The organism is Bacillus sp. z26 (assembly GCF_058313635.1).
The window spans coordinates 719,152-739,024 of the sequence record NZ_JBZFQM010000002.1 but is presented as its reverse complement, the minus strand read 5'-3'; the positions used below and the strand labels follow the sequence as shown (position 1 = coordinate 739,024).

Annotated in this window: 22 protein-coding genes and 1 other RNA gene; 16 read left to right on the top strand and 7 right to left on the bottom strand. The window is 36.7% G+C overall.

The genetic code is table 11. The features are described 5' to 3' along the window. The first annotated feature begins 73 nt into the window (after positions 1-73). On the top strand, positions 74-358 hold the full coding sequence (locus AC4G3K_RS08740) for a hypothetical protein (RefSeq protein WP_491076565.1): 285 nt from the start codon (positions 74-76) through the stop codon (positions 356-358). A 151-nt stretch (positions 359-509) separates the two neighbouring features. Here the strand turns inward: AC4G3K_RS08740 and AC4G3K_RS08735 are convergent, their stop codons facing one another. The 3 genes from AC4G3K_RS08735 to AC4G3K_RS08725 form a co-directional block, all read right to left on the bottom strand. Beyond that, positions 510-935, bottom strand: a complete 426-nt coding sequence (locus AC4G3K_RS08735) for a GNAT family N-acetyltransferase (protein ID WP_491076566.1) — start codon at positions 933-935, stop codon at positions 510-512. Positions 936-940: 5 nt separating this feature from the next. After that, positions 941-1,456 carry a 2'-5' RNA ligase family protein gene (locus AC4G3K_RS08730; protein WP_491133069.1) on the bottom strand — a complete coding sequence of 172 codons (516 nt, stop codon included), beginning with the start codon at positions 1,454-1,456 and terminating at the stop codon, positions 941-943. A 65-nt stretch (positions 1,457-1,521) separates the two neighbouring features. Next, positions 1,522-2,265 carry an alpha/beta hydrolase gene (locus tag AC4G3K_RS08725; RefSeq protein ID WP_491076568.1) on the bottom strand — a complete coding sequence of 248 codons (744 nt, stop codon included), beginning with the start codon at positions 2,263-2,265 and terminating at the stop codon, positions 1,522-1,524. A 132-nt stretch (positions 2,266-2,397) separates the two neighbouring features. Between AC4G3K_RS08725 and AC4G3K_RS08720 the strand changes: the two genes are divergently transcribed. The 3 genes from AC4G3K_RS08720 (at position 2,398) to AC4G3K_RS08710 (ending at position 4,758) form a co-directional block, all read left to right on the top strand. Then, positions 2,398-2,955, top strand: a complete 558-nt coding sequence (locus AC4G3K_RS08720) for a phosphatidylglycerophosphatase A family protein (protein ID WP_491076569.1) — start codon at positions 2,398-2,400, stop codon at positions 2,953-2,955. Positions 2,956-3,517: 562 nt separating this feature from the next. Beyond that, the gene (locus tag AC4G3K_RS08715; protein WP_491076570.1) at positions 3,518-3,997 is read left to right on the top strand and encodes a spore coat protein; all 480 of its coding nucleotides are present in this window, start codon (positions 3,518-3,520) and stop codon (positions 3,995-3,997) included. Between the two features lie 86 nt (positions 3,998-4,083). Beyond that, positions 4,084-4,758 (top strand): SOS response-associated peptidase, encoded by a 675-nt coding sequence (locus AC4G3K_RS08710; protein ID WP_491133067.1) that lies wholly within the window; start codon positions 4,084-4,086, stop codon positions 4,756-4,758. Positions 4,759-5,123: 365 nt separating this feature from the next. Here AC4G3K_RS08710 and AC4G3K_RS08705 read toward each other — a convergent pair whose 3' ends face one another. Next, on the bottom strand, positions 5,124-5,882 hold the full coding sequence (locus tag AC4G3K_RS08705; protein WP_491133066.1) for a YqcI/YcgG family protein: 759 nt from the start codon (positions 5,880-5,882) through the stop codon (positions 5,124-5,126). A 171-nt stretch (positions 5,883-6,053) separates the two neighbouring features. On the opposite strand from AC4G3K_RS08705, the gene AC4G3K_RS08700 reads away from it, so the two are divergent. The 3 genes from AC4G3K_RS08700 to AC4G3K_RS08690 all read left to right on the top strand — a co-directional run bounded on the left by AC4G3K_RS08700 (position 6,054) and on the right by AC4G3K_RS08690 (position 8,106). Continuing rightward, positions 6,054-6,956: an ATP-grasp domain-containing protein gene (locus AC4G3K_RS08700; RefSeq protein ID WP_491133064.1), complete on the top strand. Its 903-nt coding sequence runs from the start codon at positions 6,054-6,056 to the stop codon at positions 6,954-6,956. Next, the gene (locus tag AC4G3K_RS08695; protein WP_491133063.1) at positions 6,949-7,794 is read left to right on the top strand and encodes an ATP-grasp domain-containing protein; all 846 of its coding nucleotides are present in this window, start codon (positions 6,949-6,951) and stop codon (positions 7,792-7,794) included. Before AC4G3K_RS08700 ends, AC4G3K_RS08695 begins: the two co-directional genes overlap by 8 nt. Positions 7,795-7,959: 165 nt before the next feature. Then, positions 7,960-8,106, top strand: coding sequence for a DUF1731 domain-containing protein (locus AC4G3K_RS08690; RefSeq protein WP_491076575.1), 147 nt, complete (start codon positions 7,960-7,962; stop codon positions 8,104-8,106). A gap of 132 nt (positions 8,107-8,238) precedes the next feature. Here the strand turns inward: AC4G3K_RS08690 and AC4G3K_RS08685 are convergent, their stop codons facing one another. Then, positions 8,239-8,418: a hypothetical protein gene (locus AC4G3K_RS08685; RefSeq protein WP_491076576.1), complete on the bottom strand. Its 180-nt coding sequence runs from the start codon at positions 8,416-8,418 to the stop codon at positions 8,239-8,241. Positions 8,419-8,689: 271 nt separating this feature from the next. Between AC4G3K_RS08685 and ssrS the strand changes: the two genes are divergently transcribed. The 4 genes from ssrS to AC4G3K_RS08665 all read left to right on the top strand — a co-directional run bounded on the left by ssrS (position 8,690) and on the right by AC4G3K_RS08665 (position 9,998). Next, a non-coding RNA gene (gene ssrS / locus AC4G3K_RS08680) (6S RNA) lies at positions 8,690-8,886 on the top strand. A 222-nt stretch (positions 8,887-9,108) separates the two neighbouring features. Then, complete coding sequence (locus AC4G3K_RS08675) at positions 9,109-9,522, top strand: hypothetical protein (RefSeq protein ID WP_491133061.1); 414 nt, start codon at positions 9,109-9,111, stop codon at positions 9,520-9,522. Between the two features lie 141 nt (positions 9,523-9,663). Beyond that, positions 9,664-9,873: a thermonuclease family protein gene (locus tag AC4G3K_RS08670; RefSeq protein WP_491133060.1), complete on the top strand. Its 210-nt coding sequence runs from the start codon at positions 9,664-9,666 to the stop codon at positions 9,871-9,873. Next, positions 9,867-9,998, top strand: a complete 132-nt coding sequence (locus AC4G3K_RS08665; RefSeq protein ID WP_491133251.1) for a sunset domain-containing protein — start codon at positions 9,867-9,869, stop codon at positions 9,996-9,998. The genes AC4G3K_RS08670 and AC4G3K_RS08665 overlap by 7 nt, the downstream gene beginning before the upstream one ends. A gap of 114 nt (positions 9,999-10,112) precedes the next feature. Here the strand turns inward: AC4G3K_RS08665 and AC4G3K_RS08660 are convergent, their stop codons facing one another. Both AC4G3K_RS08660 and AC4G3K_RS08655 read right to left on the bottom strand, forming a co-directional pair. Beyond that, positions 10,113-11,726 (bottom strand): SH3 domain-containing protein, encoded by a 1,614-nt coding sequence (locus AC4G3K_RS08660; protein ID WP_491133058.1) that lies wholly within the window; start codon positions 11,724-11,726, stop codon positions 10,113-10,115. A 442-nt stretch (positions 11,727-12,168) separates the two neighbouring features. After that, positions 12,169-13,368, bottom strand: a complete 1,200-nt coding sequence (locus AC4G3K_RS08655) for a dicarboxylate/amino acid:cation symporter (RefSeq protein ID WP_491133057.1) — start codon at positions 13,366-13,368, stop codon at positions 12,169-12,171. 849 nt (positions 13,369-14,217) lie between these two features. Between AC4G3K_RS08655 and AC4G3K_RS08650 the strand changes: the two genes are divergently transcribed. From AC4G3K_RS08650 to AC4G3K_RS08630, 5 genes are all read left to right on the top strand, one after another. Beyond that, positions 14,218-15,690: an aminotransferase class I/II-fold pyridoxal phosphate-dependent enzyme gene (locus AC4G3K_RS08650; RefSeq protein ID WP_491133056.1), complete on the top strand. Its 1,473-nt coding sequence runs from the start codon at positions 14,218-14,220 to the stop codon at positions 15,688-15,690. Between the two features lie 4 nt (positions 15,691-15,694). Then, positions 15,695-16,558: a polyamine aminopropyltransferase gene (gene speE, locus AC4G3K_RS08645; RefSeq protein WP_491133055.1), complete on the top strand. Its 864-nt coding sequence runs from the start codon at positions 15,695-15,697 to the stop codon at positions 16,556-16,558. A gap of 66 nt (positions 16,559-16,624) precedes the next feature. Continuing rightward, positions 16,625-17,824: a saccharopine dehydrogenase family protein gene (locus tag AC4G3K_RS08640; protein WP_491133054.1), complete on the top strand. Its 1,200-nt coding sequence runs from the start codon at positions 16,625-16,627 to the stop codon at positions 17,822-17,824. Between the two features lies 1 nt (position 17,825). Further along, positions 17,826-18,953, top strand: coding sequence for a carboxynorspermidine decarboxylase (nspC, locus tag AC4G3K_RS08635; RefSeq protein ID WP_491133053.1), 1,128 nt, complete (start codon positions 17,826-17,828; stop codon positions 18,951-18,953). Positions 18,954-19,222: 269 nt separating this feature from the next. Next, positions 19,223-19,822, top strand: a complete 600-nt coding sequence (locus AC4G3K_RS08630; protein WP_491133051.1) for a YdhK family protein — start codon at positions 19,223-19,225, stop codon at positions 19,820-19,822. Positions 19,823-19,873 lie beyond the last annotated feature (51 nt).

The window sequence follows — 19,873 nt, the reverse complement described above, 5'->3', positions numbered from 1 at the left end:
AAAGCGGATAGTTGTTTATTCCTGTGGAAATTGGGTAATAAAAGTAAAAGTGGAAAAGTGAGGTGGAAAAAGAATGGGATACATAAGTCCAGTAACACAATATGAATACATACAATATACAAATAGAACAATTGCAGCAGAGAAACTGGCGAAGGACACAATCACTCGTTTTAAACCTATAAAACCAATCAAATTCCGTGATAAGAATAATGATCATGATACACTTGAGGAAAAGAACAGTGCAGATTTCCAGTTTTCTTCAAATCACATGCATAACAACAATATCCCGATGGATGTAGTTGAAAAAACCGCTGTAGAAGTGACAGGAATCGGCCAGTTTGTGAATGAAAGCATTTAATGAAAATATTCAAAATTAAAGGTAATTCTTAAAGCAGTTTATTTCCTCTAGAAATGTACTGCTTTTTAGTCTGCTTACGTTTAGTTTTTCGAAAGCAAAATCATGTATATAAATAATAAAGACTGCAGTGGCATTTTAGCCAGCTGCAGTCTTAAATATGTTTCTTCATAGCGTGATGAGGGATGCCTGCATCCATAAATTCTTCAGAGGTAATGGCATACCCCAGTTTTTCATAAAAAGGGATTGCCTGATTTTGAGCATTTAATTTAAGGATTTCAATTTGTTGAGATAAAGCAAATTGTTCAATCGCTTTCATAAGTGCGTGGCCCACGCCTTTTGAGCGGTAATCCGGCAAGACACAAATCCTTTCGACTTTCCCGTAGCCGTCAACCACTCGGAAACGACCGGCTCCTGTAGGGTTTCCTTCATCATCAGTTACGAGAAAGTGCGTAGATTCCTCTTCTAAATGATCAATTTCTTCTTCTTCCGGTACATTTTGTTCATTTACAAAGACCTGTGTTCGTACGGAAAATACTTTTTCCATTTCTGGTTGTTCTGATACAATCTCGATGTTCATAGAGGTTAATTTCCCTTTCCTAATTGGTAAGTTTCATAGACTTTCCATGCTCCGTTTTCTGTTTGATAGAGGAGATGGAATTGCTCAACTACTTCTTCATGTTCAAATTTCATCAGGCTCAATTGCCCAAGAATATCATTATGTTCCTTGTCAGATAGATCTTGGCCTATGGTAATATGGGGAACGAATTTATATTCCTTTTCTTTGCCCAGGAATTCGTTGTGTAAATCTTCATGAAGAGCAATTAATTCCAGGGTAGGATCAACTTTTAAATAAATGACATTATTAACTGGTTGAAAGGTGCTGGCTTTTAAGATCTTTAAGGTAAAAGGTTCGTGTTTGCCTGAGACTTCCTTAAGTTTTGCAGATACTTCCTTGATTTTTTCCTCTGTGGTTGTGAAACTGGCTTTTAATGTGACGTGTGGTGGAATAGTAGAGTAATGTGAATCGTAACGCTTTCTGTATGAGTTAACAACATCTTGCATTTGTTTGGAAGGAAAAATAGCAATGCCAAAATTCATGGAAGAACCCCCTGTCTTATATTGTAGAATTTGATATTACATTATTATAACAAATATTCAATAAATTAACTAACTGGTTCTGGTGTGTGGTAGAGCCAGGTGATCGTCCTTTTCATATCTGACTGCCATGCTTTCCATGTATGATTCCCATCAATCTCCTCGTAAAAGGAAGGAAAACCTTTACCTTCAATTAATAAATTCAGTTCCTGATTCGGTCCCAAAAAATCCATAATTCCTGTTTTGGAAGTCTGCACCTGTCTTTCGTTTTTCCCGATCGTATGGTAGATCTGCATTAAGTGTGGGTACTCAAAAGTATTCACTGCTGATAATACAGTCTCGTTTACGAGTGGGGAATGCAAAGCGATTTTGCCAAATGTATTGGGATAATCGAGAGCTGTCATTAACGAAACTGTCGCCGCGAGAGAGTCCCCGATTAAGGCTCGGCCCATCCCCATTTGATAGGTGGGATATTTGGCATCTATAAAAGGTACTAGCTCGTGAGCAAGAAATCTTTTATAGGCAGCATGCTTATGACCATCAGGATGATACTTATTCCAGCGGTCATCGATATTCTTATACGGGACCCCTATAATAATGATATTTTCAATCTCTTCTTTTGCCAATAGCTCATCTGCAACTCGTCCGATTTTTCCCATTTGGAAATAATCTTTCCCATCCTGTGCTATCAGTACAGAGTACTTATATAGTTGGGAGAAGGTGGAAGGTACATATACAAGGAGTTCAAGATCCTCATTTAATTCTTTACTATAAAAAGACATTCCTTTAATTGATCCAGTACTTAATGCCAATGGCTTCACCTCTGTATTCTTATAAGGTTTATTTTAGCATAATTTATCCTTTGAATAATAATCTTAAATTTGTTAAATTGCGAAGATTCAGATGTTATAATGAAGAAAAGAGTAATAAAGGAGTAAAAATAGATGAAAAATCGTGTACATAGTAAAACTGTAACAAATGCGGCTAAGCTCGCCTTACAAAGCAGAGGGGTATCAATGGAGGCAATTGCGGAAATTGTTTATGAGATGCAATTTCCTTATAATGAAGGCTTGACATTGGAAGAGTGTATATACAGTGTAGAGCGTGTCCTGATGAAACGTGAAATTCAGCATGCACTTCTTGTAGGGATTGAACTAGATCGTTTAGCTGAAAGGGGAATGCTGTCAGAACCATTACAATCCATTGTAGAATCTGATGAGTCTCTTTTTGGTGTGGATGAGACGCTTGCGTTTGGCGCCGTTCTTGGATATGGAAGTATTGGACTCACAACATTTGGTCACCTTGATAAGAATAAATTGGGGATCATACGATATTTAGATACGAAGAAAGAGGGCAGGGGAGTAAATACTTTTCTTGATGATATGGTCGCCGCAATTGCCGCAAGTGCCTCTTCCAGATTAGCTCATCGCCAGCGTGATAAAGAGGAGTCCCTCTCCGAAAGTGAAATTCAAGATATTGATCATGAAGAGATGATAGGCTAAGAGAGAAGGGGGATACCTCTTCTTTTTTTATTAGGAAGATTGTTTTGAACAATAAATAAGCTGGGTAGATAGGATTTGCTCTTTTTTAAATGTTCGATAAAGTTTTCTATGGAAACAATAGGCCCGTATAAGTTTGTCATCCATTGATTTGACCAAGATGCGTCTCTTTGTAAATATATTTTGATTGGAGACATATATAATATCAACAGGAATGTGTTCGTGCATGCTTCTAACTAAATTATTCATTAAGTCACCTCCTATACCTATTATATGCGAACGTACGTTTTCTATGCAACGAAAAAACGAATGTTTGTTCTGTTTTGTTGTGGTGAGTCTGTTTAAGAATTAACAATCAGACACTGATAGACAAAGTAAGATATCTCTTCTATCTAATTAAGATATACTCCCAACTAAATAAGTAAATGTATAGGTATGTATTTTATGCCTTTAAATATAGTTCATGCAGTAATATTTTGTGAAATTTGACCATAATAAAAAATGGAAAGTGACGAGCTATATAATCATATATTCTTCTTGAAGGAAAAAAGGAGGGGATGATTGATTGGCTAACACATTGGCATACCATGAAACACTTGAACTACACGAGTTAATAGCCTTTGAATCAAATGCCTTAATAGGATTGAAAATGAAGGTCAGAGATGTACCAAATCAAGAACTGAAAAATTTATATCTTACCGCTATTAAAGTTATGGAAAGATATATTAAAGAGTTGCTGCAGTACTTTCCAAGAGCACCACAAAGGGATGAGGATGAAAGAGATCAACAGGATGCCGGATTCTATGCAGGGAATCTTTTGGGGTTAACAAAAAGTTTAATACGAAATTATGCGATTGCAATCACTGAAACGGCTACACCTGTATTGAAAACTACATTAACAAATCAACTGAATGGTGTTATTGATCTACATAGCCAGGTTTTTAAGTACATGGCTAAAAACAATATGTATCCTGCTTATGATTTAAGTGCATTGATTAAAAACGATGTTAACAATGCGAATAAAGCTTTGGCTAAAAAGTATTAAGTTTTTAATTATTAAATAGGTGCCCAAGTGGGTGCCTTTTTGGTTTAAGTATACCGGGACTGTTATAATGGCTCTGAGGTGATGATATGTGTGGGAGATTTACATTGTTTTCGACATTTGAAACAATTATGGAACGATTCCATATTGATTCTTCGTTTGACGAGATGGATTACCAGATTAGTTATAATATAGCCCCATCCCAAAGGATCGTTGCAGTCATCAATGACGGATCAAAAAACCGATTAGGCTATTTGCGATGGGGGCTTATCCCACCGTGGGCAAAGGATGAAAAAATTGGATATAAACTGATTAACGCCCGATCGGAGACACTCGCAGAAAAGCCAAGTTTTCGAAAAGCCTATCAAAACAAACGCTGCCTTATTGTGGCTGATTCCTATTATGAATGGCAGCAGACACCTGACCGTAAAATCCCGATGCGGATTAAACTGAAAAGTGGCGAACCTTTTGGAATGGCCGGTTTGTGGGAGTCATGGAAATCACCTGAAGGACAAGCTGTCTATACGTGTACAATTATCACTACATCATCAAATGAGTTGACCTCGTCTATACATGACCGGATGCCGGTTATCCTTAAACCTGATGATGAACGAAATTGGCTGGATCCAAAGATACGGGATTCCCAATTATTAACTCAGTATTTACAACCATTTAACCCTGAATGGATGGAAGCATTTGAAGTGAGTACAGAAGTAAATTCACCTAAAAATAATAGTGAACAATTAATTCAGAGAATATGTTAATGAAGTAAAGGCCTGAGCGGCCTTTACTTGTCTGTCCCATGTCCCGATTTTGAACCATTGTGACGATAACATGAAGTAATGCCAAATATTCCCTATAGGGTGAAACTACTTTAATAAAGATACTCTAATCATGATAAAGCCAAGAAAATTTCATTATTCGTTTCTATCTTTCATACGATTCTGATAGCCGAAATAATAATAAAAATTTCGAAGAACTAAGGCTTATAAAGAGTTTTTGGGAGCAATGGTCAAGGTCTTCTTAGAAATGGACCTTGATAGATAGCGATGCAGAAAAATCAAAGGAACACTTTTGTTGTGTATATAATATAAGAGGTTAATCATATGAAATCAAGAAAACCATGCATTCAGCATGGTTTTTCCTTTTCTAGCTTTTGTTTGCATTTTGATAAAAGTGTCTCCCTCATCGGGCAATTCCCTCTGATTGGATTTGTATCATCTGTAATTAAGTATTGTTTCCATTCCCTTTTAGTTTGATCTTCATATCCGCCTAAGTCTGGATGAAATGGTATACTTTCGATTTCTTCAACTTTTCTTCGGATAAGTTCCATCGCTTTTTTTCCATGAGGAGTGTTGTGGGAAATATTAGAAAAAATTCTTCGTGGCTGAAAAATCATAATCAAACAATCTCCTAAATTTCTGGTAATTCGATTTTGATAAAAAGGAGCATTACCAGATACAAAAATGGGCTCCCCATTGAAAACAAACTCCCAATTCGAATCATGTGGATCCATAGGGTACTCATCTGGCCACTTTTTGATATCCTGTTCATGCAGATAAGATAAGACATTCCAAAAATAAGCGTTGTAATAGTTGAAATCCAGGTTATGCGGTTCGGGTTGTACGAATAAGACTAATGCATGCCGTATAGTGGGGTTTGTCTTTGAGAACTCAAGAAATGTTGCAAGCGTTTGGGGAAGGGATGAAAAATCATGATTTTCACAATACGTATACCGTAAGTGTCCATCCCGTTCTGCTTTCACCCCAAAGTGACACGGAAAGTGTTGGTCGCTGACGATGGACGTCCAGTGTTGATATGCCTTTACCAGCCACCTTGGAAGATGAAAATCCTTTTCAAAATCAGAGTGAATCAGCAGTCTATTCATGTGGAATAACCCCTTGAGTGTACTTTTATTTTAAAAACAATTTGAGAATACTTCATCATATGAAAAAAAATAGATAGTTGCTTTGTACTATTTAGTTTTATGAGAAATACTTCATAGATAGGGTTTTGCTATAATGAAACAAACGAATTACATAATAAGGAGCATCCTCAGATGGAAAGAATGTATGGATGGTTAGTCTATAATGGAAGCTTATTATCTTCCAAATTTATAGAAATCCATGATTGGTATAAACAAACAGCTGCAGAAAAAGGGATTATACTCGATTTAATTAAAAACTCGGATATTTTTTCTGTTATCGAACAAAATCAGACAATCATTAAAACAGAAAATCAGTATGAAAAGCCGGATTTTATTCTGTTTTTAGATAAAGATGTACGGTTGGCAAAACAATTGGAGCAATTGGGTTATCGCTTATTTAACAAAGCATCAGTAGTAGAAGCATGTGATGATAAAATCATGACCTTCCAGGCTCTGGCTAATCATTCAGTCAAGTTACCAAAAACCATTTTTTCCCCTTTGGTTTTCTTGGAATCACCCGAATTGGATCACTCATTTATTGATTTCCTCGAAAGAGAACTTACCTATCCAATGGTGGTGAAAGAAGCTTTCGGATCATTTGGTGAACAGGTACACCTGGTAAATAATCGCAGAGAATTACTAGAAAAGAGAAAAGAGTTACTTCTGAGACCCCATCTATATCAGGAATTCATACAAAGCAGCAAAGGGAAAGATGTAAGAATACATGTAGTAGGTGACAAAGCGGTTGCTTCCATGCTGCGTACTTCTGAAAATGATTTTCGAGCAAATGTAACGAATGGTGGAAAGATGCATGAATTTGAACCGCCTAAGGAATTTGAAGATCTGGCGATTCTGGCAAGCCGGATTATTGGTGCTGATTTTACGGGGGTAGATCTTTTGTTCGGCGAAGAGGGGGAACCAATCCTTTGTGAAATAAATTCAAATGCACATATTAAAAACATTTATGATTGCACAGGAATTGATGTGACTGGGCATATATTCGATCATATTTTGCAGAAGGTGTGGCATGTATAAAGGGTTGCTTATCTATAAAAAAGAAGACTACAAAAAAAATCAATGGTTTGCCAATCAATTTATTCAGAATGGCAACAAGTATAATCTGGATATTCAGATTGTTTTCACCGAGAATCTGAGTTTAATGATTGAAGATGGGAAATTATCCGTTTATAAGGGTGATAGAATTTTGCTTCGGCCTGATTTCGTTATTAATCGAAGCCGGAATAGTCAAATCAGTCTTCATTTTGAACTGATGGGCTGCAGAGTCTTTAATAACTACAGGGTGACAGAAGTTTGTAACAATAAAGCTAAAACGCATCAAATGATAAACAGCCAGGGGATTAAATCAGTAAGGACGGTGATTCCTTCTGCTGGTATACAGTCCGCATTAAACTATCCAGTTATTTTAAAGAGCAATCGAGGATATGGGGGTACGGAAGTCTATAAAGTAAATAGTCAAACAGAATTAACTGAACATATGCAGAAGTATGAAGCGGATGAAGTTATCCTGCAGGAATTATGTAATAATCCTGGGGTTGATGTGAGGGTCTTCTTGTTAGGAAGAGAGATTATTGGATCTGTTAAGCGGTATTCCAAAAGCCAGTTCAAATCCAATTTTTCACTTGGTGGGATGGCTGAGCGCTATAGTTTGTCTCAAAGCCAAAGGAAATTAGTGGGTAAAATAAGTGGAATTCTTGATTTTGATTTTGTAGGGATTGATTTTCTCGTCGACCGGGATGGCGAATTCTTATTTAACGAAATAGAAGATGCAGTGGGCACACGAACGCTTTATCAGCATTATGATTATAATGTTGTAGAAATGTACCTAGAGTATATTGGTAAACAAATGAAATGATTAATTGAGGATTTATTTCAAATTGTCGTTTTTCTAATGGAGAGAGAAGATCTGGATGGAGTATATAATTGCTCATCACCATGTCCAATCAGATACCGTGAATTAATGGCCAGCCTGCGTAAAACAGTATGAATAGGGTAATTTGGCTTTCCTACTCCGGCGTGGATGCTTAAAGCAGGGGCAGTCATTATTAGGACCGAGGAGGAGCTTGTTTTAAAAAGCCGCTGGGTAATTCCTGAAAGGCTTGTACAAGCTGGGTATCCATTTAAATTTAGAGATTTGAAAAGGGGCCTAACAGAGATAATAGGCTGATATGCTTGATTTTTCGTTAAGTATTATTTAAAGAGATCAAATAATGTAAGGATACGATTCTTGAGATAAAGTAAAGAAAATATCGACTCCATTTAAAATCTTGATGTATCATTCAGCTCCTATAATGGCAAATTAGTCTTTGATATCCAATGTTTTTTCGTAGTAATATTTATAAATTTCAAGTCTTTTGCTGGCTTGCTGAGTTCTTTCGTGATAGTATCCATATTCAAAGACGTTCTCGGTCACACTTTCTTTCAAGATTTTTATGCAATCTTTCAGTTCTTGGGAAGACATCATACGTATTAATGACAACCAAACCACTCCATAAATAGATAATAGTTTAATGATTATAGGTTAATAATACTAATATAAATAATAAATGTAAAATTTTGTGTTCATTTACTCTACATAAAATCCGTTTTGTAAAAGTAAAATTGATAATAGCACTTTTTGTGTTAATTTAAAGTAATAGATGTTCGGATTATATAGAATACATAATTCTTCTTGAAACCAAGGATTTATTTTATTCATTTTGGAAGTCATCTCCATTGCTTTTAAACGAATAGAGGAGTAATATACTTTATACAAGCTACATTGTACGTGATGCATAATTTAAGTTTTAACCTTTAAGCTGTAATAGGGAGTTTTAATATAAAGGCGGGAATGACAGGCCTCTGTCTATATGACTTGGAGGACATGCAGGAACGCTTTTGCGAACACCCACTTGGAGAAGTGGTGGTTTAAAACTTTCTTATATGTAACGGCAACAGTGGCTTAAAAACCAATTCCAACTGGGATTGGTTTTTTTATATGCAAAATTATCATAATAGCCAGAATAAATTGATTCAGTTATGGGTTTGTTTTTATTTATTAGTATATTTATATAATTTATAACGCTATTAAATAATTATTTTGTTTATTATTTTTCGAATATTTATTATATTAATATTATATAGAAGAGTTGAAGCTGAAAACGCCGTTCTGATTAATGGAGGATGTTATATGAGTTATAGGGTATTTATTTTAGCTATTATATTTTCTTTACTGAACTTTTGCCTACCTACTTTAACAAAACAGACAGTCATCGCTGGTGCTGTTAATTTAGAAAATGAATCTACTGTACTCGTATATCAGAACGACACTCATAAGAGTACAACTGATGAAATAATGGCTGATTCAAAAGCAAATGAATCCCTTTATGAGACTTCAAAATATCAGGATTCAGCTGTACAATTAGCTAATTCCATTGTTTCCAAAGAAATAATGGGTCGAATAGTACCAAGTGAATGTGTAACAGGTAAAGGTATGTTTGTGGAAGGAAAACCACAGACAGGTTCTCATTTCATAAAAACCTTGTTTGTTCCGGGGATTCTTGTAATATTAACGGGCATCATTTGCCTGAAAAAACGTGCATGAGATGAATCTAAGGCTTCTATCTATTTTACTAAAAAGATGTTGCCTGCCGGTAAATCCATTAAAGTAGAAACAGGACTTGGTGATGGCCGTGACAAATATGGCAGTTGTTAGTTTATCTATATGTGGATGGGAAAGTGTTTAATGAAACATTTTTTGGAAAAAGGATTAGCACGTGTAGCCTATGTATATTCACCCAATACAAAGTATGTGGATCGTTTCTATGAAATTCAGAAAAAAGCCCAAGCTCTTGATATTGGCATATGGTCGGTAGAGAATTATGCCACGGATAAAGGATTCAATCCGGAAGCCTATAAAAACAACATCTTCCTGTACTATAAAAGGGAATATTAATAGGATCATTAAGAATCTATCATATACCTGGTCAGCAAAATTATGATCTTACAAAAGCAGAAGAAATGTTTTGTACGGTGAAAGAAGCAAAGGAAGCCGGTTTTATTATAAAGGCGAAACAATGACTGAATAAAATATATATTGAATAGGTCCTAAAAAATACTTGAGCCAATTTTTTCTAAATAAAAACAACTCCTAATCTAAGAAATTAGGAGTTGTTTTTATAAATGATATTCTACCTACTTGGTAATAAATAGGGCACTGCCGATTCTTCTTGCACTTTCTCCTAGTTTATTCTTTAGTGTACCTCCAATATAAAAGGTACTGGATCCTCCACCATCAAAGTTCACGGCTTCAACGGCTCCCAATTTTAACATAACTTCAGCACTTTGACTGGCTGTTAACCCACTGCTTCCTTTGATTCGCCCATCTGTCACTGCCATAATAAATCTTCCATCTTTGGTTTGACCAAACAAAGTTCGAGGATTTCGACTTTTGCTAAGTGCAAAATATTCGCTATGTGCCAGATTTTTTTTGCCGTTTTGTACTAAAGAGTATGAACTGCCAACAGCAAAATAATCATTTTTTTTCATATTCTCTAATTCTTGAAGAGTGTTCCCTCCTAAGGTGCTATTTGTGGTACCTAAACTACGAATATCTATTTTTCCAGTCTTCTTATATTCCATAATTATGTACTTGGATTTATGATTGTTTGTTACTTGACCATTTACCATGTATAAACCGCCATGTTCCATTTTTGAATCAAAGAAGCCCATGTTGGTCTTGGCTAATTCATTAGGGACTTTAAGGGACGATAATGTTTCTAGAACATTGGCTTTCCCTTTGGAAACTGTTAAATGAGCATTTAGATTGCTTGTATAAACATGGACATTTGTATCATAGTATCGAACATATTTATAATTAGATATTTTAACGTTGGCAGTAGGCTTCTTCAAATAAGAAGAGCTTACAAAGCCAGTCTTATTACTATACTTTACTTTATACCAAGAACCGGACTTAGAGAGGTAGGTTACGTTTTTCCCTTTAGGAATCATGATGACTACTTTATGCTTGGTAGATGCGCCGGTCCTTAAATTAACATTGGCCGTAGTTTGATACGTCACAGTAGGTGTGACTATAGTGGTTGGTTTTTTCAAATAGGAAGAGCTTACAAAGCCAGTCTTATTGTTATACTTTACTTTATACCAAGAGCCGGATTTAGAGAGATAGGTTACGTTTTTCCCTTTAGGAATCATGATGACTACTTTATGCTTGGTAGAAGCGCCGGTCCTTAAATTAACATTGGCCGTGGTTTGGTAACTCACAGTAGATGTGGCTATAGTTGTTGGTTTTTTCAAATAGGAAGAGCTTACAAAGCCAGTCTTATTGCTATACTTTACTTTATACCAAGAACCGGATTTAGAGAGATAGGTTACGTTTTTCCCTTTAGGAATCATGATGACTACTTTATGCTTGGTGGAGGCACCAGATCTTAAATTAAGGCTGGCCGTCGTTTGATAGATTGTTGAAGACAAAACTGTTGCAGATGGAATAGCTAGCTTTGAAACCGTGGCTTTTTTTACAAAGGTTGAGCTTATAAAGCCAATTTTTCCATTATAGTTTACTTTGTACCAAGTACCGGATTTCGTTATGTAATTAACTACTTTCCCTTTAGGAATCGTTATGATTATACTGTGCTTGGTGGATGGTCCTTTGCGTAAGTTAACATTGTCAGTGGTTTTGTACTGGATAGCTGCAGCATCTACTTTCGCATATAAATCTGGTGTACTAAATACAATTAAAGCAAATACAATGAAAATAAATAAGAACTTTTGTGTTATTGAAACTTTCATGATAGATATCCCCTCAAAAATATATTTTCTCTTTTTTTAACCATTAGTGGTGCGCTATAAATATATAGTGAATAATACTCATTAAAACTTATGTTTATAGTGGTCATCTCTTTATATCGGTATATGTAATATATTTTTTTAGTATAAAGATGATAAATTAATTAGATTGAGAACTTGAGGAATATCAATAAAGTGGTATCCATTAAATGAAGATTAATATTTGTAGGTTTGCGTGTATATGGGGTAGTTAAGGAAACGTGCATAAAGGTGTAATAAAGAGGATATTTCGAAGATGCAGTGAATAATTGAAAGTGATGTTAAAAAGAAAGAGAAACCTCGCTATCTGAGGTTTCTCTTTCTTATGCCTAAATTTCTTGTTGCTTGGGTCAGATTATAAAAATACTTCTTAAAAATAATTAGCTTATGAAGAGATAATCCGTATTTATATTACATTTTCGGTCCATTCATTTTCTTTATGTTGGTCCTTTTTATCAGGAACAATTCGATCTGTAAGAGCAGATATAGCGCCATCACCTGTTACATTGCATGCAGTTCCGAAGCTATCTTGAGCAAGATATAACGCAATCATGAGGGATAGCATATTATCAGAGAAACCGAGCATGGATTCCAATAAACCGAGAGCGGCCATAACAGCTCCTCCCGGTACGCCCGGTGCAGCAATCATTGTAACACCAAGCATTAAAATAAAAGGTAGCATTTGCGTGAAGTTGGCATCTGTTCCCTGTAATAACATAACTGCCATGGCACAGCTGACTAATGTAATCGTACTTCCTGATAAATGAATAGTAGCTAAGAGCGGAACGGTAAATTCCGCAACTTTATTTTTTACACCCATTTTTTTGGTACGTTCCACCGTAACAGGAATAGTAGATGCAGAAGATTGTGTTCCCAATGCCGTAAAATACGCTGGTAACATTGTCTTTAGCATACTAAACGGGTTTTTCTTAAAAGCCGTACCTGCTACTGTATATTGAAGAGTTAACATAACCAAATGCAAGGCAATAATCATCACAAATACTTTTGCAAATACACTGATGATTGATGCAATTTGACCGCCCTGAGTCATGTTGGCGAATATACCGAAAATATGAAAAGGCAAAAGTGGAATGATGATGGAATTGATCACCTTAACAACTATCTCTTTAAATTCATCCATCACATTCAGAAGAACTTCCCCTTTAATTGATGCCATACCCAAACCAATTGTAAAGGCCACAAGCAAGGCTGTCATAACACCCATGACAGGAGGCATTTCAATGGTAAAGTAGGCAGATACCAAAGCTTCTTCAGGATTTGAAAAGGTTTGAGCTGCCTGATTCTTCAGTATAACTGGATATAATGTTTTAGCTGCGATAAAGGCTAGTAAACCAGCCAGTATAGTGGAAACATAAGCTAAACCGGTTGTGATTCCGAGCATTTTACCGGCACCTTTCCCCATCACACCAATTCCTGAAGCAATAAATCCAATAATGATAAATGGGATAATAAATTCTAAAAAGCTGCTAAACAGTCCATTGAATGTGGCAAATATACGAACCATCCATACAGGTCCAATCAACCCAATCACAATTCCGAGGGTAATCGCTACTATAATCTTTGGTAAAATACCGAATTGTTTCATGTTGTCCTCCTTGAAAATACATTTGTTCTTTATATGTGGATTATACAGAAAAATGAATAATAAAGTAACCAAATTGCTTGAAAAGGATAAAAATAATGTTTTTGATTGGTATTTGGAGAGAAATCTTTCGAGTTGGGGAACATACGTGTTGATTTCAATAAGAAAGAGGTAAAAAGTATACAAAGACAAAGACAGTTTTTTCTTATATTGAAAATCTAAAAAATACATTATAGTGGTTAATTTAGTCTTTAAAGGTATAAAAAGTTAAAATTAACTATTGCCAATCTTTTCATTAGCTGATAATATTAGGGCATTGTTATTTTTGGAAAGCAAATATTCACACAGTAAGAGTCTTTCCAAGCAGATAAAATTGACCACTTGCCCACGGGAAGTTAAGGCCATACGGACAGCCGGGTCAAATGCCGACTGGCAACAATAGTTGCCCTATTGATTGAGTTAGAAGCTCAAATTTTATAAGTTGGTTACTTTATAACCAGTGCGACATAAATCGTGCAAAACTTGTGAAACGGTCAATAAGAGTGGTAAAAGTATTTATTTGCTATATAGACTCTGATCTCCTATTTAGGTATGTTGAATATTAAAAAGCTTTTCAGACATAAAATGCTGTGGATTTTATGTATAACAATATGTCTGTGTTTACATATGCTTTTTAATAGGATAATACTATCTACAAGCAAGTGATGTGCTAATTTTTGCGCGAACACTTGCTTTTTTGTCGTCTTTTAACATCTATAAATTTACAAATAAATAAAATTTTGTCAAATAATTGGTTTCTATGCCAGGCTGCAAGCACAAAGGAAAGAATTTTCAGCGAGAGGATGTTTTGTGATGATTGAACGAGAAAAGTCGTATCGTCTTTCACAAGGGCGGGCGCCTATTTATGAGGCGTTGGAAGAATTCAAGAAAAAACGGATCGTTCCTTTTGATGTACCTGGGCATAAACGAGGCAGAGGCAATCCTGAATTAACAGCTTTTTTGGGTGAACAAGCAGTCAGTGTGGATGTGAATTCTATGAAGCCTCTCGATAATCTCTGTCACCCGGTATCCGTGATTAAAGAAGCAGAAGAATTGGCAGCCGAAGCATTCGGTGCAGCCCATGCGTTTTTTATGGTAAATGGAACGACATCAGCTGTACAGGGAATGGTTCTTACAGCTTGTAAAGCGGGAGATAAAATAATTCTTCCCAGAAATGTTCATCGCAGTGTTATTAATGCACTTGTCCTATGCGGAGCTGAACCGGTCTATGTAAATCCTGAAATGAACAAGGAACTCGGTATTGCGCTTGGCATGTCTATTTCACAGGTAGAAAAGGCAATCAAGGAAAATCCCGATGCCAAAGCTATTTTAGTCAACAATCCAACTTATTATGGCATTTGTTCTGATTTGAGAGGGATTGTAAAGTTGGCTCATCACTATAACATGTTGGTTCTTGTGGATGAAGCGCATGGAGCTCATTTGTATTTTGGTAATGATTTACCTGTCAGTGCCATGGCTGCCGGCGCAGATATGTCTTCAGTCAGCATGCATAAATCAGGAGGTAGTCTGACGCAAAGCTCGTTTATGTTGATGGGCCCATCTATCAATGCTGGTTATGCAAGGCAAATTGTCAATTTAACACAGACGACCAGTAGCTCCTATTTACTATTATCGAGTCTGGATCTTTCCCGAAGAAACCTCGCATTAAATGGTGAAGCTATTTTCAAAGATGTGATAAACCTTGCAGAATACGTTCGTAAAGAAATCAATCAAATTGGTGACTATTATGCCTTTTCAAGAGAATTGATTAACGGTGACAGTATATATGACTTCGATGTAACAAAGCTCTCCGTACACACACTGGATATCGGGCTTGCTGGAATTGAGGTTTATGATTTGTTGCGTGATGAGTATGATATCCAAATAGAATTTGGAGATATAGGCAATATTTTAGCCTATGTATCTGTGGGTGATAGGAAACGAGATGTCGAACGTTTGATTAGTGCCTTATCAGAGATTCGCCGTCGTTATTCAAAGGATCAATCAGGCTTAATTACACAAGAGTATATTGATCCGGAGGTTGTGACTACACCACAAGAAGCATTCTATGCGGATAAAGAATCATTGGCTCTGCGTGATACAAAGGGGCGGGTATGCAGTGAGTTTGTGATGTGCTATCCTCCAGGAATTCCAATTCTCGCACCAGGTGAGAAAATCACGGAAGAAATCATTGATTATATTGAATATGCCAAAGCGAAAGGTTGTTCCATGACTGGACCGGAAGACCTCGCAATTGAACGTCTGAATGTACTGAAAGGAGTGTGATAGCATGGAATTATGGTTTCATGAACGAAGCACAGCCGATGTGAAGCTATCTATCAAGGTAGATAAGCATTTGTATAATGAACAGAGTGAATTTCAACGGATTGATATTTTCGAATCTAAAGAATTTGGTCGATTTCTGACCCTTGATGGATTTATGATGCTAACTGAAAAAGATGAGTTTATATATCATGAGATGATTACACATGTACCTATGGCTGTTCATCCCAACCCTCGTAAAGTGTTAGTCATTGGCGCCGGAGATGGCGGGGTTGTGCGCGAGCTAACCCGTTATCAACAGATTGAATGTATTGATATGGTCGAAATTGACGAAAAGGTGATTGAAGCGTGCAAAAAATATTTACCGCTAACAGCGTCTAAGCTTGATGACCCACGTGTTCATATTCACCATGAGGATGGATTGAAATTTGTCCGCTCCTGTGAAAATCAATATGATCTGATTATTGTAGATTCCACTGACCCATTCGGACCAGGTGAAGGTTTATTCACAAAAGAGTTTTACGGAAATTGTTATAAAGCCTTGCATGAAGATGGAATTATGGTCAATCAGCATGAGAGTCCATTTTATGCAGAAGACAGGGCAGCCATGCAAAGGGCACACAAACGCATTATCGACTGTTTTCCAATTAGCCGGGTATACCAGGCGCATATACCATCCTATCCATCCGGACACTGGTTATTTGGATTTGCATCCAAAAAATATCAACCACTTGCAGACTTAAATCAAGAGAGCTGGGAACAGTTAACTATCAAAACACGCTATTACAATCCAAATTTACATCGCGGAGCTTTCGCTTTGCCTACGTATGTGGAAGAATTGCTAAGAAGTGTAGAGGATGTATCAAAATAATTTTTCGTTTTCAATGAGGAAACAATATTTTACTAGATGAATAAACAATAGATTGGGGATAAGAAAATGGGAAAAGCACTTATTATTGGTTGTGGCGGAGTAGCCTCTGTAGCGATAAACAAATGTGTACAAAACAGCGAGGTGTTTGAAGAGATTTGTATTGCAAGCCGTACAAAATCAAAATGCGATGATTTAAAAGCTAAGCTTGATGGCGGAAAAACTAACATTACAACTGCACAGGTTGATGCTAATAATGTAGATGAACTAATCGCGCTAATTGAAGAAGTGAAACCAGACATCGTGATGAACCTGGCATTACCTTATCAAGATTTAACAATCATGGATGCGTGTCTCGCTACTAAAACAAATTATATGGATACAGCAAACTATGAACCTGAAGATACAGCGAAATTTGAATATAAATGGCAATGGGATTACCGTGAGCGCTTTGAAGAGGCGGGAATTACTGCCCTGTTAGGCAGTGGATTTGATCCGGGTGTTACAGGCGTATTTTCTGCTCATGCCCTAAAACATCATTTTGATGAAATTGAGTACATTGATATTTTGGACTGTAATGCCGGCGACCATGGATATCCATTTGCAACAAACTTTAATCCGGAAATTAATATCCGGGAAGTAACAGCAAACGGGTCTTATTGGGAAGACGGCCGATGGGTAGAAACGGAACCGATGGAAATTAAACGTACATATAATTTTCCTGAAATCGGTGAAAAAGATATGTACCTATTGCACCATGAGGAAATTGAATCCCTTGCTTTGAATATTCCTGGCGTTAAACGAATCCGTTTCTTCATGACATTTGGCCAAAGTTATCTGACTCATTTAAAATGTCTTGAAAATGTAGGGATGACATCTATTGAACCAATCGAATTTGAGGGTAAACAAATCATTCCCCTTCAGTTTTTGAAAGCAGTTCTTCCGGATCCGTCATCACTTGGTCCGCGTACAAAAGGAAAAACAAATATCGGCTGTATTTTTCACGGTAAAAAAGACGGAAAAGATAAAACTTACTATGTGTACAATGTTTGCGATCATGAAGCATGTTATAAGGAAGTGGGATCACAGGCAGTTGCATATACAACGGGGGTTCCAGCAATGATTGGTGCCATGATGATTATGAATGGAACATGGAATAAACCGGGCGTCTTCAATATCGAGGAGTTTGATCCAGATCCATTCATGGAGGCATTGAATAAATGGGGACTTCCTTGGAAAGAAAGCTTTAATCCGGAGTTAGTAGACTGAGATGAAATTTGAACAATTACCAACACCTTGTTATGTGGTAGATGAAAGTCTACTGGAAAAAAACCTTAAAATACTAAAGGGCGTTATGGACCGGTGCGGATGTAAAATAATCCTGGCACAAAAAGCATTCTCCATGCATGCAATGTATCCGTTGATTGGCCAGTATTTAAGTGGGACGGCAGCAAGCGGTTTGTATGAGGCTAAGCTTGGCTATGAGGAAATGGGGAAGGAAAACCATGTGTTTTCCCCAGCCTACCGTGAAGATGAGATAGATGAAATTATCACAATATGTGACCATATTATCTTCAATTCCTTTTCACAGCTTGAGAGATTTGGAGATAAAGTACGTCAGGCAGATAAAAGCATAGGTCTTCGTATTAATCCGGAATGTTCAACACAAGTGGGACATGAAATTTACGATCCTTGTACGAGAGGATCAAGATTTGGCGTGACTGCTGAGGAATTTCAGTCTGATTTGCTTGATGGTGTATCGGGATTACATTTTCATACACTTTGTGAGCAGGATTCAGATGCATTGGCACAAACGTTGGATGCGATTGAAGAAAAGTTTGGCGAATGGCTACCTCAAATGAAATGGATTAATTTTGGCGGAGGTCATCATATTACGAAAGAAGGATATAATATTGCCTTGCTTGAGGAATGTATTACGCGAATGCAAATGAAATATGGTTTGGAGGTTTATCTGGAGCCTGGCGAAGCCATAGCTCTTAATGCTGGATATTTGGTGACAACTGTCCTTGATACATTAAAGAATGATTTGGAGATTGCCATCCTGGATACTTCTGCTTCCTGCCATATGCCGGATGTTCTCGAAATGCCCTATCGTCCGCCGCTTATCGGCAGTGGCGAAGCAGGTGAAAAGGCCTATACCTATAGATTAGGCGGTCCAACCTGCCTAACTGGGGACGTTATTGGAGATTATTCATTTGATCAGCCGTTAAAAAGTAATGACAGATTGGTTTTTGGAGACATGGCGATTTATTCTATGGTGAAGAACAATACCTTTAACGGAATGGCTTTGCCAACAATTGCGGTGCAGGGCCAAGACGGTGAATGCCGTATCCTTCACAAATTTAATTATATGGATTTTAAGTATAGATTATCTTAAAGGAAAAGCCAGATTCTAATGGGAATCTGGCTTTTTACTATAGGAAGGCCTATATAATAGAAGAAACTCGATTATATTTTATTTTAACAGTCTGATTAAAGGGAATAATCGACGATTTTGCATGTGTTTTTTTTTGCTTTTGTAGAATTACTTTTGAAAGGTTTACATTTAAAAACTAGAAAGGAAGTCATGGTAGATTTTACAACAAAAAGGGTATTGGAAAAAAGAACATAATTGTGAGGCTGTTTATCATCAAAGGAGGATATGTTATGTTGAAAAGATTCACTCTCTTATCTTTACTGACTGCTTTTTTCCTCGTATTGGGTGCTTGCTCTCAATACGATGAGAAAGAGCAAAGTCAAGAGAATAATAAGGAACTAAATAATGAAACCCAACCACCACAAGATGAAGAAATGGATGATCATGCCGGTATGGATCATTCAGGTTCAGATGAGGTTCCAGAGGGCTTAAAAGTTGCTGAAAATCCGGCTTATAATATTGGCAGCAAAGTCATTCTTAGAGATGGACATATGGAAGGCATGATAGGTGCAGAAGCTACCATAATTGGAGCCTATGATACTACTGCCTATAGTGTTTCATATACTCCGGCTACTGGTGGAGAAAGAGTAGAAAATCATAAATGGATTATTCATGAAGAACTCAAAGCTAGTGGAGCAGATTCCTTAAAGCCTGGTACAAAAACAGTAACTACTGCCTCTCATATGGATGGTATGAAAGGTACCACTGTAGAAATTGAGTCAGCTAAACCAACTACTGTATATATGATAGACTACAAGCCAACAACAGGCGGAGAAAAAGTAACCAATCATAAATGGGTCACTGAAGATGAATTGGAGTCAATTGATTAACTTCATCAAGTTTTAATACTTTAAGAGGCACCTCTATATAGAAGGTGCCTC

Bases quoted from the DNA above. Each gene is read 5' to 3' on its own strand.
- AC4G3K_RS08735 (WP_491076566.1), bottom strand. From the start codon at position 935: ATGAACATCGAGATTGTATCAGAACAACCAGAAATGGAAAAAGTATTT.
- AC4G3K_RS08700 (WP_491133064.1), top strand. From the start codon at position 6,054: ATGGAAAGAATGTATGGATGGTTAGTCTATAATGGAAGCTTATTATCT.
- AC4G3K_RS08630 (WP_491133051.1), top strand. From the start codon at position 19,223: ATGTTGAAAAGATTCACTCTCTTATCTTTACTGACTGCTTTTTTCCTC.
- AC4G3K_RS08660 (WP_491133058.1), bottom strand. From the start codon at position 11,726: ATGAAAGTTTCAATAACACAAAAGTTCTTATTTATTTTCATTGTATTT.
- AC4G3K_RS08705 (WP_491133066.1), bottom strand. From the start codon at position 5,882: ATGAATAGACTGCTGATTCACTCTGATTTTGAAAAGGATTTTCATCTT.
- speE (WP_491133055.1), top strand. From the start codon at position 15,695: ATGGAATTATGGTTTCATGAACGAAGCACAGCCGATGTGAAGCTATCT.
- AC4G3K_RS08720 (WP_491076569.1), top strand. From the start codon at position 2,398: ATGAAAAATCGTGTACATAGTAAAACTGTAACAAATGCGGCTAAGCTC.
- AC4G3K_RS08670 (WP_491133060.1), top strand. From the start codon at position 9,664: ATGAAACATTTTTTGGAAAAAGGATTAGCACGTGTAGCCTATGTATAT.
- AC4G3K_RS08710 (WP_491133067.1), top strand. From the start codon at position 4,084: ATGTGTGGGAGATTTACATTGTTTTCGACATTTGAAACAATTATGGAA.
- AC4G3K_RS08690 (WP_491076575.1), top strand. From the start codon at position 7,960: ATGCTTAAAGCAGGGGCAGTCATTATTAGGACCGAGGAGGAGCTTGTT.
- AC4G3K_RS08675 (WP_491133061.1), top strand. From the start codon at position 9,109: ATGAGTTATAGGGTATTTATTTTAGCTATTATATTTTCTTTACTGAAC.
- AC4G3K_RS08695 (WP_491133063.1), top strand. From the start codon at position 6,949: ATGTATAAAGGGTTGCTTATCTATAAAAAAGAAGACTACAAAAAAAAT.
- AC4G3K_RS08740 (WP_491076565.1), top strand. From the start codon at position 74: ATGGGATACATAAGTCCAGTAACACAATATGAATACATACAATATACA.
- AC4G3K_RS08730 (WP_491133069.1), bottom strand. From the start codon at position 1,456: ATGAATTTTGGCATTGCTATTTTTCCTTCCAAACAAATGCAAGATGTT.
- AC4G3K_RS08655 (WP_491133057.1), bottom strand. From the start codon at position 13,368: ATGAAACAATTCGGTATTTTACCAAAGATTATAGTAGCGATTACCCTC.
- nspC (WP_491133053.1), top strand. From the start codon at position 17,826: ATGAAATTTGAACAATTACCAACACCTTGTTATGTGGTAGATGAAAGT.
- AC4G3K_RS08640 (WP_491133054.1), top strand. From the start codon at position 16,625: ATGGGAAAAGCACTTATTATTGGTTGTGGCGGAGTAGCCTCTGTAGCG.
- AC4G3K_RS08650 (WP_491133056.1), top strand. From the start codon at position 14,218: ATGATTGAACGAGAAAAGTCGTATCGTCTTTCACAAGGGCGGGCGCCT.